The organism is Latilactobacillus parafuchuensis, assembly GCF_055271665.1.
On record NZ_CM143875.1, the window covers coordinates 1,311,571 to 1,326,327 of the forward strand.

Genomic DNA, 14,757 nt, shown 5'->3' on the forward strand with positions numbered 1-14,757 from the left:
TTTGCAGAAAATGCCTAATATTTAAATAGGTACTTACTTACATTTTTGGAGGCTGACATGTCTGAACAATATTTCGACCCTAAGTTGAAACTCTTTGCTTTGAACTCTAATAAGCCCTTAGCTGAGAAAATCGCAGCTGAAGTTGGGGTTCCTTTAGGGAAATCTTCGGTTAAAACTTTTAGTGATGGTGAAATTCAGATTAACATTGAAGAAAGTATTCGTGGCGACGAAATTTTCTTAATTCAATCAACATCTGCACCAGTTAATGACAATCTAATGGAAATTCTTATTATGATTGACGCACTTCGTCGTGCATCCGCTAAAACAATCAACGTTGTGTTGCCTTATTATGGCTACGCACGTCAAGATCGTAAGGCGCGTTCACGTGAACCAATTACAGCTAAGCTAGTCGCTAACATGTTAACGATGGCGGGTGCTGATCGGATTTTGGCATTAGATTTACATGCAGTCCAAATTCAAGGGTTCTTTGATATTCCAGTTGATCATTTAATGGGTGCACCATTATTAGCTGATTATTTCTTGAGTAATGGTTTAGCAGAAAATGCGGTTGTGGTTTCACCAGATCATGGTGGCGTCACCCGGGCTCGTAAATTAGCTGATTTCTTAAAGACGCCAATTGCCATTATCGACAAGCGCCGTCCACGGCCCAATGTTTCAGAAGTCATGAACATTATTGGCAATGTGAACGGTAAACGCGCAATCATCATCGATGATATGATTGATACTGCCGGTACGATTACGTTGGCTGCCCAAGCACTTAAAGATGCTGGTGCAACTGAAGTTTATGCCTGTTGTACACACCCTGTTTTATCAGGCCCTGCAATTCAACGGATTGAAGATTCTGTTATCAAACAAATGATTGTGACAGACTCAATCAACCTTCCAGAAGAAAAATTAATCGATAAGATGGTTCAAGTTTCAGTTGGGCCACTAATCGGTGACGCAATCAAACGAATTCATGAAAATAAACCGGTTAGTCCTTTATTCGAAAATCGATTTAAACGTTAAAAATAAAAAAGCCGCTAAATTTAGCGGCTTTTTTTATTTTAGGCTATTATTTATTTTTTTCAGCTAATAGATCGCGAATTTCTTTTAAATAGAGTTCTTCTTGAGATTGAACCAAGGCTTCTGGTTCTTCTTCGGTTGAGCTGCCCATATCGCGGAGTTTATTGAACCCTTTGACGATTAAGAAGACGATGAAAGCGATAATCAGGAAGTTAATAATATCGTTCAGGAAGTTCCCAATGCCAAAGACCGCTTTTGTACCGGGAATCGTTAAAGTAATTCCGGATAAATCGACTTGGCCGATAAAAAGTGCAATGATTGGATTAATCAAGTTTTTGGTTAATGAATCAACGATTCCCTTTAGCGCGGCCCCTAAAATAACCCCAACAGCCATATCCAAAACATTGCCGCGCATAATAAATTCTTTGAAATCTTTAATCATAACGTAAATCCTCCTTATAAATTAGTCAGTGCCCTTGACTAAAAGTATACCGTATTCAAGTTTCAGGATAAATAGATATGCTATTATTTGCAGAAAAACTCATTTTGATTGCTATTTTCATGTAAAATAGTAAGATAGAACAGTGATATTCTGAAAATAAAGAGTAATTGAGGCAGAAAAATATGAATTGGTTAGTACAATTGTATCAACCGTTTTTTGAATTGAACAACTGGCAAACAGTTATTCAATCATCAGAAGATTGGTTATTAATTTTAACGTTAGTGATTATGGAATGTTTGTTATCCGTTGATAACGCGGTTGTTTTAGCGGCACAAACGCAAAGCTTACCGACTAAGATTGAACAAGAGAAATCATTGGTCTATGGGCTATGGGGTGCTTATGTCTTTCGGTTTATTATAATCGGGGTCGGGACATATTTGATTCATCTTTGGGAAATTAAGGTATTAGGCGCGTTGTATTTAATGTATTTAGTTTTTGCGTACTTTAAAAATAGTCGGCATCCCAAGTTAGCAAAAGAACCGACGAAAGTTAAAATCAGTAGTCCGCACCGTTTCTGGCGAGTGGTAGCGTCGATTGAATTAATGGATATCGTTTTTTCGATTGATTCCGTTTTAGCATCGTTAGCGATCTCTAGTAATCCGGTAATCGTGTTGATTGGTGGCATGATTGGGATTTTATGTATGCGAGGAATTGCCCAAATTATCGCCCAACTAATGAAAAAAATTCCAGAATTAAATCCGATGGCCTACGTCTTGATTTTATTGATTGCGGTTAAACTGTTCTTATCAATTCCAGCAATTGATTTTGAAATTCCCAATTTAGTGTTTGCCGGAATTGTTTTCGGGGCCATTCTAATCACGCTTGCAATTCATTACTATCGAGTACATCACAATAAATAAGCTTAGATCGCGTAAAAAGGCGTTTCCTCATGAGGAAACGCCTTTTTTGCACACTATTTAATGAAGTTGACTGAAAAAAACATTGGCAATGGCCAATAGGACACTTCCCGCCGAGATGAAGATGAATAGGTGCTTTTTCATTGCTAAAATCGCGATAAATTCACGAATTGTGGCGTTCGGTAGGAAATACTTAGATGTTTTAGCACCAATTCCGTCGGCTTGCAAAGCCGCTTGTTTAGCGAATAAACTGGCGCGGAAAGTGTGATAGTTATTGGTACTAAAGATGACCTTAGGGTTTGGTTTGTCAGTGTCAGCAGTAATGATTTGTTTTGAAAATTGCATATTTTGGAGCGTGTTAACTGATTTAGGTTCCACCAAAGTTTGTTCAATCGGAATACCTTTAGCGAGCGCGTAACGTTGCATGGCAACTGCTTCGGGTAATTTTTCATCAGAACCCTGGCCGCCGGAAAAGACGAGTTTAGGGGCGGCGTGGCCTTTTTTGAGTTGACGCTGATAGAATTTGATGGCGCGGTCAATGCGACTCGCCAAAAGTGGTGGCACAATCTCGCCGTTGATTAGGCCGCTGCCTAAGACGATGATGTAATCTTGTTGGTAACGGGGCCGATTGAACTGGTAGATAATCAGTGATGATAAATACAAATAGAAGAAAAGTGGTAAATAGAGCAGATGGACGGTGACAATTGTCCCAACGAAAGGTTGAATTAACTTGGGAATGTGGAGTGCATTCGCAATCGACGGGGCAAAGAATAAGGCAATCAAGCCGAGTCCGATGAATAAGGTCAACATGTTAGATAAAGTGTGACTTTCTTTTTGCCAGACGATATAGGCGTTCCACAAGAACAGGACGAAGCCGAATACATATAGAAATAAAACAATAATGACAAAAACAATCATGGTGGCAATGGCGATGGCGTTAACGGTTTGATTATCAATCCGAATGACGAGGACTGCTAGTGCCATTAAGCCGGTGACTAATAAGCCATTAAAAACAATCCCATTGATGAATCGGCGTTTGTCTTGCCATTGCAAAAAAATGAAAAGCAGTAAGAAAAAGAGTGGCACGAAGCCAAAATAATCAACCGTTTGTGACATAGTAAAATCTCCAGCTCATTTTATTTAGTTGATAAAGCGTGTTGTTCAATGGCGTAAGCCACCCCGTCTTGTCCGAGATGATTGCTCTTGGTAATGACTTTGGCAATGGCTTTTAATTCGGGAATTGCATTGTCCATTGCGACGGGGAGGCCAGCGTATTCCAGCATGGATAAATCATTACCTTGATCACCAACGGCCATGACTTCAGCTTGTTGAATCCCTAATGCATTGGCTAAATCGCGGAGACCGTTTCCTTTGCCGGCATTTTTATTGAGGACTTCTAGGAAATAAGGTTCGCTTTGAACGAATTGGTATTCGTTAAAAATATGTTCAGGAATCTTAGTTTTAGCTTCCGCTAGAATTGCGGGTTCGTCGATTAACATCGCTTTTGAAAAAGCCTTGTCGGGTGCAATTTCATCAACGTGCCGGAATTTAATCGGCATATTGACGAGCGCACTTTCGCCAGTCGTGTAACGACTGATATTGCGATTTGCGGTGTAGATGAATTGATCGTCTTCAGCGTGGAGATGAACGCCAATTTGGCGGGATAATGATTCAATCTCTAAATATTGGTTATGCGTCAAGGTATGCCGGACCAGAATTTCACCACTGGCCGTATTTTGGACGAGCGCGCCGTTAAAGGTAATCACGTAATCAGAAGCTTCGGTAAGCCCTAATTCTTGCAAGAAAGGTGTGACGCCAGTGAGTGGCCGACCGGTACATAACACCACTTTAATCCCTTGGGTCTTGGCAGCCTTAACGACCTTGATGGTTTTAGGGCTGAGAACATTATTTTCATTGAGTAAGGTACCGTCCATATCGACGGCAACGAGTTTGATTGACATAGTTTAGGGCTCCTTTTAATCAGTTATTGGTTTTTGCAATGAACCGTTGTTAATGTAGTGTTTAAATTCTTGATAAATCGGTTGGAATAATTCAATGTCGCTGTTGGCTAACATCTCTTTGGGGAAATAGAATCGTTCATCGCCCGAAAACTTACCTGAAATCGCAGCGACTAATGGACTTAGGGAAGAGAGTTCTTCCAAAGTACCATCGGATTGCATGATTTCAATCTGGGTCTTTGGCGTTTTAGATGAGGGGTCGTAAGCATCATAGGGGAGGTCAAAGCTATTATTGACGGCGGTATAGTAAGTTGCGTCATAGCCGGCCTGTTCGGTTAAAGTCTGAAGTTTTGGCAAATAGCGTTCAGTTTCAGTTGTAAAACGAACTGATTTGAATGGTCGGCGACTAAGGAACCGGTTAGCCAAGTCATTGAGAATCTGATCGGGATAGTCCAACCAATAAATGAAATAGGTGTTCAAAACGCCATCATCCAATTTGAGATAGTCGTCTAGCGTAAACTGTTTCTTAAAAAATGGAATTAGTAGTTGAGGTGCTAAGTTTTGCGCGTGTTCGGGTTGTTCGTAGAGCATTTTGGCCCGTTGGAGTAGTCGTTGTAAGACGACCTCCATTCCGCGGGAAACCGGGTGAAAGTAAACTTGTTGATACATTTGGAAACGACTGACGATATAATCCTCAACGGCGTGCATGCCGTTGGCGAGAAAAGCAATCCCGCCTTGATAAGGACGCATCACGCGTAAAACCCGGGTTAAATCGAATTCACCATATTTAGTCCCCGTATTATAAGCATCGCGTAATAAGTAATCCATGCGATCCGCATCAATCTGGCTAGAAATCATCTGAACCACTTGGGGATTCGGGTAGGTGTGGTCAATCACACTTGCGACTTTTTGCGGAAAGTCCGGGGCCACTCTTTGGAGGATTTGATTAACGTGGGTCGAATCAGATGTAATAATCTCGCGAGTAATCGCTTCGTGATCGGTCTCGAAGATGTGTTCAAAGGTGTGCGAATAAGCACCGTGACCGATATCGTGTAACAAGGCTGCACAGAGCGCAACCAGTCGTTCTTGATCGTCCCACAGACCATCACCCGCAACTTGAGAAGGGTAGTTCAATTGGAATTGATCACAGATTTGCCGCGTGATTTCATAAACCCCTAATGAATGGGTGAAACGAGAATGTTCAGCCCCTTGGAAAGTCGAATTAGTCGTGCCCAGTTGTTTAATTCGGCGCAGCCGTTGGAATTCGGGGGTGTCAATTAAATCTAAAATAACCTGATAATCGACACGGATATAGTTGTGGACCGGATCACGAAAAACTTTTTCGCGACCGATTTTTTGCGTAGCATAAGTCAAACGGTCAGATCCTTTCATTGATAACGGGATAATTGTTGAAATTGCTTCTGTAATAGTTGTTGATAATCCGATTGGTCTAATGAACTGACTAAATTGGTTGCTGTTTTAAAATAGTCTGTGTTAAAACGGGCTAATAGTTGTTGTTGGACAAGTGCCACGGTCAAAGGTTGCTTAAGTAAATCAGCTAAGTTGGCCATGCTGTCTGGAATCACCGTCGGGAATTGCCAGCGCGGTTGTTGCTCAGCGCCTCCTTGTTGATAGAAAGTTTGCATGAGCTGACCACGTCGTTTTTGAGAGCCATTAATACTGGCGTAAAGTAAAATAGCAATCCCATTTTTAGACCGTCGCTGGGCAATGCCGGCGAATTTCTGGCCGTTGATGCTCAAGTCGTAATTACCAGGACAGTAGGAATGGTCTACTTCGAAATGCGCAATCTCAGGCGTGTGCGGATAGGTCCGAACCAGCCAATTAGCTATTAATTCGTAAGCGTCATCGATTGATAGCTGATTCGCCAGATGAGGCAAATAAAGCCCGATATTGAGGATGCCAGTATCGGCAACGACACCAAGCCCACCGGCGTTCCGAATGGTATAGGGATAACCCGCCGCGGTCAAAGAAGCACAGGCCGATTGATAATCGGGTAATTTAGTATCCATCATGCCTAGAATTACGTTTTGAGGGAGCGTCCAAAAATGAATGATGGGTTGGCTGAGTTGGGTGCTGAGTGCTAATAATGCATTTGTATGGGCTAAGGCCAACTGACCCTGCGCTTGGTTGAAAGATTGATGGACAACTTGAAAGACTTGATCATTGGGAAATAGTTGGTTTAATGCGACCATTAAATCGCCTCCATTATGATTCTTCCTAATTATAACGTAAATCAAGAAGTCTGTCTTTGCTAGGCTGAACAAATAGCAACGATTGATTTAATTGTACACGATGAGTCATTGACGTAACACTTGTTATTCAGTTAAATTGTTTATACCATGAACTTTTTTGTGATATATATTTTTAACAAAACGAATGATATCGGTTGCGATATCGTTATTGGTGTTTATAATAAAAGACAGGACAAGTTTTAATTAACAACTTGTTTTGACTGGAGGAATAGCGACATGAAGATTAAAAAAGTACTAATTTCAGGATTATTATTAGGGTTAATGCTTAATTTAGCAGGGTGTGGCGGTAGTCCAGGAAAATCCCAAAAGAAATCCAGCTCGGTTAAAACTGAAAAGAAAGTCAATCAAAGTTCTAAACAAATAAAAGACAAATCAAATGAAGTTGTTGTCAAAGTCAAACGATAATTCTGGGAGGATTTATAAGTGAAAAAGTTAACGTATCGATTAATAACGGCGATTTTTATTGCCGTTCAGGTTTTGAACGTGCCATTATCCGTTTGGAGTAATCAAGCACAAGCCCAATCTGTTTCAACAACGCAAACTGAAGCGCAACAGAAGCAGATGGCCAATGAAGCAATTAGTCAATCAGAAGCTAAGACGGCCAGCACTTCTGAAAGTAGTGCTAAAACGAAAACGAGTTCGTCGTCGGAAAGTCAGACGAGCGTAAACAGTTCTAGTAGTGAACAATCATCAGTAACGGCTAATAGTGACAGCAGTCAAGATGATCATGAACAGACCCGGAATCAAAAACCGGAAGATGTGCCAGATCCACCTAAGTCGGATATTGTTTTAAGTGATACGTTTAATATCTTACAAGGTTATAATTCTTACATTCATCCTACCAATTTGAATGAAGCGGTGATTACCGAGGATGAAGAAGATCAAAAGGGTGGTTTATGGTATCAAAACCCAATCAACCTGAAAAAAGATTTTTCAATGGAAATGTACATGTTCTTAGGCAATGATTTATATGGTGCTGACGGGATTGCTTTTGTCATGCAAAATGATCCGCGCCAATTGAATGCAATCGGCGCAATGGGTGCTGGTCTTGGGGCGTATGGTCGGAAAACAGAAGAAGATAAGTATATCAAAAATGGGTTAGCGCTAGAATTTGATACTTATTACAATGGGACGGCGGGTTCGACTAATGATTTAGATGTTAATAAAGATACGGAACACGCCGGACATATTGCGATTCAAAAGACGCAAGGCTATGCTGAAAAACATGAAAACTTAATTGAAGCAACGACTAGCGATCCATTGATGAATAATCAGTGGCGTAAAGTTAATCTAGAATGGAATTCTAAAACCCAAACGTTGGATTATTCTATCGCGGGTTATGGTAGTAAGAGTTACCATATTGCTGATTTGAACACACTGTTTAACGGGACGAACGTTTATTGGGGCTTTACCGGATCAACTGGTGGTAAGAGTAATAATCAAGCCGTCGCGATTACTAAGTTACCTGATCAAACGAATGTTGAAACCGGTAAATTAGTTAAAAACATTACGAATAAAGATCTCGATTATAATGCAGAAACAACTTATAAAACGGGTGATATCTTAGAATATAACGTGTCTTATTTTTATAGTAGCAGTAACACACAAGATTTAATTGATGCCAAAGTTGAAGACGTCTTAGATGCAAGAACCACGTACGTTCCAGGGACTTTGAAATTTGATGGTCAAACAATGAGTGATAGTCTGTGGGATAATGATTACATCAAATTAGGTAAAGTTAAGCCGGGCACGTCGAAAAAAATTACGTTCCAAGTTAAAGTGGCTGGCAGCGGTGTGATTGATAACGTCGCCACGGCAGTCAGTAAATACGCCAACCCAATGCCTTCTAATACAACTGAAGTGCGGAATGGTGATTTAGAAGTTACTAAGATTGATGGGGATACTAAACAACCGTTGAAAGGTGTTGTTTATTCTTTATACAATGCGGATGGCACTCTATATAAGAACAAGTTAACAACGGATGCTCAAGGTCAATTCGACTTGCACTATTTACCAGCCGGCACTTATTATTTGCAAGAAGATCAAGCCTTACCAGGCTATACGAAAGATCCAACGAAACATAAAATTGTGATTGATAAAGATCAAAAAGCGCCGGTCAAACTGAATTTGAAAAATTACCAACCGGTTAAGCCTAAATTAACGAAGTCGGTTAACGTTAAAGAAACAACTTTGGGTAGCGAGTATACCTATACGTTAAAAGTTAGCAATGATCAAAATACTGGCATTTGGCACGATGTCGTTGTTAAAGATGCTTTAGATAGTGCTAATATCCAACACGTTGCGAACACGACAACGTTAGCCGGTCAAGTGGTGGCTGATAGTCAAGCTTGGCAAGGTGAACAATTGGCTTTAAACGTGGGTGATTTAAAACCCGGTGAAACGAAAACGATTCAGTTTAAAGTGCACGTGATTGATGTACCGAAAGATAAAATTATCAACAATGTCGCGAGTGCTACGGGTCAAGATGGTGCAGACAATGAGGTAACACCACCGGACGCGAGCGTTAAAGTCCCCGTTGATTATAAAACTGGTGAATTAGTGTCAACGAAGTCGGTTTCTGATCAAGCCGGCAACAATATCAATGGGCACACGGTCAAAGTAGGCGATATCATTCATTTTGACATCAAGGTTGCTAATAAAGTGACGGACAGTATTGTGACTGATATTTTAGTCAAGGATACCTTAGTTAAAGGTTTTAGCTACCAAGCTGGTTCATTGACGGTGGATGGTCAAGCGGCTAGTGATAGTAATTTTAACGGTCAAAATTTAGCCATCAATATTGGCGATTTAAAAGGCAACCAAGCAAAAACGGTTGGGTTTGACGTCAAGATTACGGCTGAAGCGGATGGCAGCATGAAGAATGTAGCAACTGCGACTGGGAAGACACCCGGAACTGACGTGCCAACGACTTCGACGACCCCTAATACGGATAATGAAGCGAATCCTGACCCAACCTTAACCAAAGAAGCGTCGGTTAAAGATGTGGAATTAGGCGGCACTTATACGTATACTCTGACGCTTAAAAATGATGACCATGCTGGTATTTGGCATAATGCAATCTTAAAGGATAATTTACCAGAGCAAGTTTCATTAGTTGCTGCGACAACCACGATTGATGGTCAAAGTGTTTCCGATAGTCAAGTCTGGTCTGGTGATCATTTATATGCGCGGTTAGGTGATATGGCTGCCGGGGCAACACACACGATCACGTTTGAAGTTAAGGTCGATAAGCTTGATGAAACAAGTAAACAAGCTATTCCAATCAAAAATATAGCGACAGCTGCTGGTGAAGATGCAGTCGGTAAAATTGTGAAACCGCAAGATGCGCAAATTATTGTCCTCGCTAAATACGACAATGGTCATTTATTCTCTTACAAGACCGTTGCTGATCAAGCCGGCAATAACATTAACGGCAAAGTCGTCAAAATTGGTGATATCTTACATTATGAAATTAACGTTACCAACTATTTCCCAACGAGTATCGTCCGGGCTGTGCACGTCACGGATGCATTACCGGCTGGACTAGACTATCAAGCGGGTACGTTGAAAGTGACTCGCACAAATGATGGGGATATTACTAGCCAAACAACGGGTGGTTTTACCAATAATAAGTTAGATGTTAACGTCGGTGATATTGCGAATAAAACGACCGACTGGATTACGGTTAAGGTGGCATTTGATGTCAAAGTCACCGATAGTGCCAACGGTAAAATTGAAAATATTGCGACCGCTACGGGTGAGGGGCCAGGCACTTCAACGACCACGCCACCAACTTCGAATCAAACCGTTGCGAAACCAACGTTAACTAAAACCGTTGATACTAAAATGGCGACTTTAGGCGATGAATATACGTACACCTTAACGGTTGCCAACGCTAAAGGCGCCGCAACTTGGTTAAATGCTGAAATGAATGATTTATTACCAGGACAAGTTGAGCTAGTAGCAGGTTCGACCCAAAAAGATGGGGCTACGATTGGGGATGCCACCGTTTGGAGTAACAGTAATCGTAAGTTCCACTTAGCTTTGGGGGATTTAAAGAGTAATCAGAAAGTGACTGTGACTTTCAAGGTTAAGGTCATCGCGATTCCGGGCTCGCACATTATTACCAACACAGCGACTGCTAATGGTCAAGATAGTAATGGCGACGAACTTAACCCGGACGATGCGACAGCAATTGTGCCAGTTGATTATAAAACCGGTGCTTTAAAATCAGTTAAAACAGTGACTGATAAAGATGGTAATAATATCAATGGTCAAGAAGTTAAGGTTGGTGATAAATTACATTTCGATATTAAGGTCACTAACCCGATTAAAGACAGTATTGTCACGAATATTTTAGTCAAAGATTTACTTGAAGAAGGGTTTACCTATGTGAATGGGTCGTTAACCCAAACCACGAATAATCAAGTCAAACCATTATCTGATAGCAACGTCGCTGGTCAACAATTGACGGTCAACGCTGGGACACTAAAGGGTGATGAATCGACAACCATCGGTTTTGACGTGACGGTGAATGAAAACGCAAGCGCCGGGATGAAGAATGTGGCCCTTGTTGACGGGACAACGCCGGGTAAACCGACAGACCCAACGACAACGCCACCAACCATTAATGGCGCCCAACCAAACCCAACGCTAGAAAAAACAGCGAGCGTTAAAAAGACGTATCTCGGCGATACTTTTGAGTATACGATTAAGGTTAAAAACGCTTCGGATGCGGCTAAATGGATGAAAGCGCAAGTTAATGATCAATTAGCACAATCACTGGATTACGTGGCGAATTCAACGCAAATTGATGGCAAGACTGTTAAAGATCAAGGTATTTGGTCAGCTGATCAATTACACGTTGAATGGGCTGCTTTAAAATCGGGTGAAAGTCATACGATTACGTTCAAAGTTAAAGTCGTTTCGGTACCGGACAATGCTTATCTATTGAATGTCGCCCAAGCAACGGGGACGGATGATCAAGGTAAAGTGGTGGCACCGAAAGATGCTGAAGTATTAGTACCTGTTCAACATCATGACGGCCAATTAACCTTGAAAAAGGCGGTTCAAGATGAACACCAAACTGACATTGATGGGCAACAAGTCCAAGTCGGTCAAAAATTACATTACGTTTTAACGGTTAAAAATCCACAAGCGGATAGTTTAATTAGTAACGTCATTTTACGTGATCAATTAACGGCGGGACTAACCTATCAAAAAGGTTCTTTAAAAGTGGACCAAAAAGCACAAAGCGACAACAGCTTTACCGGACAAGATTTGGCGATTAATTTAGGCCAACTAACCACGAACGAAACGGTTAAAATTGAATTCGATGTTGTCGTGAACGAACTAGCCGATGGTCGTCTCCCTAATCAGGCGACGGTCGAAGGCCAACAACCTTCAGGGCAGGACAAGACGGTTACGTCTAATCAAACGATGAATACAACCCAACCAGCGCCAACATTAGCTAAAACGGCGAGTGTTAATCATGCTGAATTGGGTCAGACATTCACGTATACGTTAGATATTAAAAATCAAGCAACCGGCAGTATTTGGCACAATGCAAGTGTTCAAGATACATTGGATACGCAAAATTTAGCATTAGTTCCAAATAGTACGAAGCTGGATGGTCAAGTTCAAGCTGATGCAACCGTTTGGCAAAATGAAATGTTGGATGTTCAACTGGGTGATATGAACCCGGGTGTCAGCCATACGATCACTTTCCAAGTAACGGTTAAACAAATTCCAAATAACAAACTAGTGCTTAATCAAGCGACCGCGACTGGTGAAGATAGTAATAATCAAACGGTCAATCCGCCAATGGCGAGTGTGACTGTCCCAGTTGACTACAAGTCAGGTCGTCTAGAAGCGACTAAGCAAGTCAGCGATGCACAAGGTAATAATTTGAATGGAAAAGTTGTTAAGGTTGGAGATGAGTTACATTACACGATCCAAACGACTAATCCGGTTGCTGATAGTATTGTGACTAATGTGTTGATTCAAGATAAATTAGTGGCTGGGTTGACTTATGTGCCCGGCAGTTTAACACAACAAATTGATCAACAACAACCAACGGCTTTAGATGATAGCCACGTTAATGGCCAACAGATTAAGGTTAATGCGGGTCAATTGAACGGACAACAAAGTGTCACGATTAGTTTTGATGTGACGGTTAACGATCAAGCAAGCACCGCATTGAAAAATGTTGCAACGGTTGGTGGGAACACGCCTGGCGATCCAGACGGGCCATCGACTGAAGTAACCACCGATAATCACGCGCAACCACAACCAAGTATTACGAAAGAAGCTAACGTGGTTAAAACGCAGGTTGGCGACCAATTCAAATACACATTGACGGTTAATAATGCTACGGGTGCGGGGCAATGGTTTGAAGCACAAGTCAAAGACACGTTACCAAGTGAAGTGGTTTACGTGCCAAACTCAACTGAAATTGATGGTCAAAGTCAAACGGATCGTCAAATTTGGCAAGGTAATCAATTAGCGGTTAATCTCGGTGATTTGAAGGGTGGTCAAACCCATACCATTACGTTCATGGTTAAGACAACTAAGGTTGCAACTAACGGTAATATTATTAATATTGCTAAATTAAATGGGCAAGATGATACTGGGTATCAAACGAGTTATCAAGATCGAGTAGCTGTTTTTGTTGAAGCAATACCAAGTGTTCCGGTGACACCAAGTACACCGGATACCACACAACCTGGCAATCAGAATACAAACAATTCTAAAGTCGGTGGTCTTTTACCACAAACTGGGGTTGCTAAAGCTGGTTTAGCAGTCGCGATTGGGTTAATTTTAATCGCGGGTGTGCTAGGGTATCAAGTTGTTCAACGGCGGAAACGGCAATCGTGATTAAATTGAAGCTGTAATATAACGCAGTTGTCAATTTAGAAAATGGTCTATCCGAAATTTTAGGATAGGCCATTTTTGGATTTGTCGGTGGTGACTTTGACTTGAATCGCTTATAATAGGAAACAAGCAATCTTTTAGAGGAGTTTATTGAAGATGATAGAAAAAAGTAGTCTACCGATTAAGGTTCATTTAGAAACCCAGATTACCCAAGAGGGACAAGTTGAATCGCACAGTTTTGATGAAGACGGTCAACTCGTTAAAATGGGCGATAGTTTATACATCCGTTATATTGAACACGTTGATCAACAAGCGATTGCCGTGCGCTTTAAAATTGATGAAACGGGTCGCGTCCAATTAACGCGCGGGGCGAGTAAAGACGAGACACAACTACTGCTTTATTTTAAAGAAGCAGAACAGATGGCGTCGGTCTATCAAACCCAATATGGCAAGTTGCCAGTCGTCACGACAACCAATCAGTTAGTTTGGACGATTAAGGATCAACCATTGAGCGGTGAACTGGTGGTGCAATATCAATTAGAAATCAGTCAACAGGTGGTTGGTGATTATAAATTACGATTGATTTTTACCGCATAAGCTAGTATGATTAAGGATAGACTGTTGAAAGGACGTGTACCGGTTGAAATTAAACGTTTTTAAAGGCCAAAATAAAGAAGAACTATCAATGATCGAAGTCGCACATGCAATCCTAGAAGAAAAAGGCGACACAATCGGATTTGCTGATTTAGCGAATGAAGTTCAAAAATATTTAGGTAAAAGTGATGAAGAAGTGCGTGCACGCTTATCACAATTTTATACAGATTTAAACGAAGATGGTAGTTTCATTTCTTTAGGTGAAAACGTTTGGGGCCTTCGTTCATGGTACCCATATGAATCTGTTGATGAAGAAGTTAACCATCCAGAAGATGAAGATGATCAACCAACTAATAAGAAAAAACGTCGTAAAAAGGTTAATGCCTTCTTGGCAGACGTCACTGATGATGACGATGTCATTGATTACAGTGATGACGATCCAGAAGACGACGATTTAGAGGCATCTGATGATACTGAATTAGCGGATGATGAATCAGGTGAAAACTTGAAAGAATATCAAGCTGATTTACAAAATATCGGGGATGACGACGATGATGAAGAAGTTGACGCATTAGAAGACGGCATCGAAGGCCAATTATCTGAATTTAGCGATGACGATGATGACGAAGAAGATGACGACGACGACGATCTTTAATCTGAAATTGGTGTAATTT

General features: G+C 41.1%; 11 protein-coding genes. 6 read left to right on the forward strand and 5 right to left on the reverse strand.

The window, feature by feature from the left end:
- The first annotated feature begins 57 nt into the window (after nucleotides 1-57).
- Nucleotides 58-1,029: a ribose-phosphate diphosphokinase gene (locus ACVPPQ_RS06495; RefSeq protein ID WP_463493439.1), complete on the forward strand. Its 972-nt coding sequence runs from the start codon at nucleotides 58-60 to the stop codon at nucleotides 1,027-1,029.
- A gap of 46 nt (nucleotides 1,030-1,075) precedes the next feature.
- Here the strand turns inward: ACVPPQ_RS06495 and mscL are convergent, their stop codons facing one another.
- The gene (gene mscL, locus ACVPPQ_RS06500; protein WP_463493441.1) at nucleotides 1,076-1,468 is read right to left on the reverse strand and encodes a large conductance mechanosensitive channel protein MscL; all 393 of its coding nucleotides are present in this window, start codon (nucleotides 1,466-1,468) and stop codon (nucleotides 1,076-1,078) included.
- Nucleotides 1,469-1,650: 182 nt separating this feature from the next.
- On the opposite strand from mscL, the gene ACVPPQ_RS06505 reads away from it, so the two are divergent.
- Nucleotides 1,651-2,388 (forward strand): TerC family protein, encoded by a 738-nt coding sequence (locus ACVPPQ_RS06505; protein WP_463493443.1) that lies wholly within the window; start codon nucleotides 1,651-1,653, stop codon nucleotides 2,386-2,388.
- Nucleotides 2,389-2,445: 57 nt separating this feature from the next.
- On the opposite strand, the gene ACVPPQ_RS06510 is transcribed toward ACVPPQ_RS06505, so the two are convergent.
- The 4 genes from ACVPPQ_RS06510 to ACVPPQ_RS06525 are packed head-to-tail and all read right to left on the reverse strand — an operon-like array spanning nucleotide 2,446 to nucleotide 6,556.
- Nucleotides 2,446-3,501 (reverse strand): YdcF family protein, encoded by a 1,056-nt coding sequence (locus ACVPPQ_RS06510; RefSeq protein WP_463493445.1) that lies wholly within the window; start codon nucleotides 3,499-3,501, stop codon nucleotides 2,446-2,448.
- A 20-nt stretch (nucleotides 3,502-3,521) separates the two neighbouring features.
- On the reverse strand, nucleotides 3,522-4,346 hold the full coding sequence (gene yidA / locus ACVPPQ_RS06515; protein ID WP_463493447.1) for a sugar-phosphatase: 825 nt from the start codon (nucleotides 4,344-4,346) through the stop codon (nucleotides 3,522-3,524).
- 15 nt (nucleotides 4,347-4,361) lie between these two features.
- A complete protein-coding gene (locus ACVPPQ_RS06520) occupies nucleotides 4,362-5,735 on the reverse strand; it encodes an HD domain-containing protein (RefSeq protein WP_463493449.1) in 1,374 nt (457 codons plus the stop codon).
- Complete coding sequence (locus ACVPPQ_RS06525; RefSeq protein ID WP_463493451.1) at nucleotides 5,732-6,556, reverse strand: lipoyl protein ligase domain-containing protein; 825 nt, start codon at nucleotides 6,554-6,556, stop codon at nucleotides 5,732-5,734. The genes ACVPPQ_RS06520 and ACVPPQ_RS06525 overlap by 4 nt, the downstream gene beginning before the upstream one ends.
- Nucleotides 6,557-6,832: 276 nt before the next feature.
- Here ACVPPQ_RS06525 and ACVPPQ_RS06530 point away from each other — a divergent pair, with 276 nt between their 5' ends.
- The 4 genes from ACVPPQ_RS06530 (at nucleotide 6,833) to rpoE (ending at nucleotide 14,738) form a co-directional block, all read left to right on the forward strand.
- Entirely contained in the window at nucleotides 6,833-7,021 is a 189-nt protein-coding gene (locus tag ACVPPQ_RS06530) for a hypothetical protein (RefSeq protein ID WP_025083848.1), read from the forward strand.
- 18 nt (nucleotides 7,022-7,039) lie between these two features.
- The gene (locus ACVPPQ_RS06535; RefSeq protein ID WP_463493453.1) at nucleotides 7,040-13,492 is read left to right on the forward strand and encodes an isopeptide-forming domain-containing fimbrial protein; all 6,453 of its coding nucleotides are present in this window, start codon (nucleotides 7,040-7,042) and stop codon (nucleotides 13,490-13,492) included.
- Nucleotides 13,493-13,645: 153 nt separating this feature from the next.
- Nucleotides 13,646-14,086, forward strand: a complete 441-nt coding sequence (locus ACVPPQ_RS06540) for a YwiB family protein (protein ID WP_463493455.1) — start codon at nucleotides 13,646-13,648, stop codon at nucleotides 14,084-14,086.
- Nucleotides 14,087-14,129: 43 nt separating this feature from the next.
- Nucleotides 14,130-14,738, forward strand: coding sequence for a DNA-directed RNA polymerase subunit delta (gene rpoE, locus ACVPPQ_RS06545; protein WP_463493457.1), 609 nt, complete (start codon nucleotides 14,130-14,132; stop codon nucleotides 14,736-14,738).
- Nucleotides 14,739-14,757: the final 19 nt, after the last annotated feature.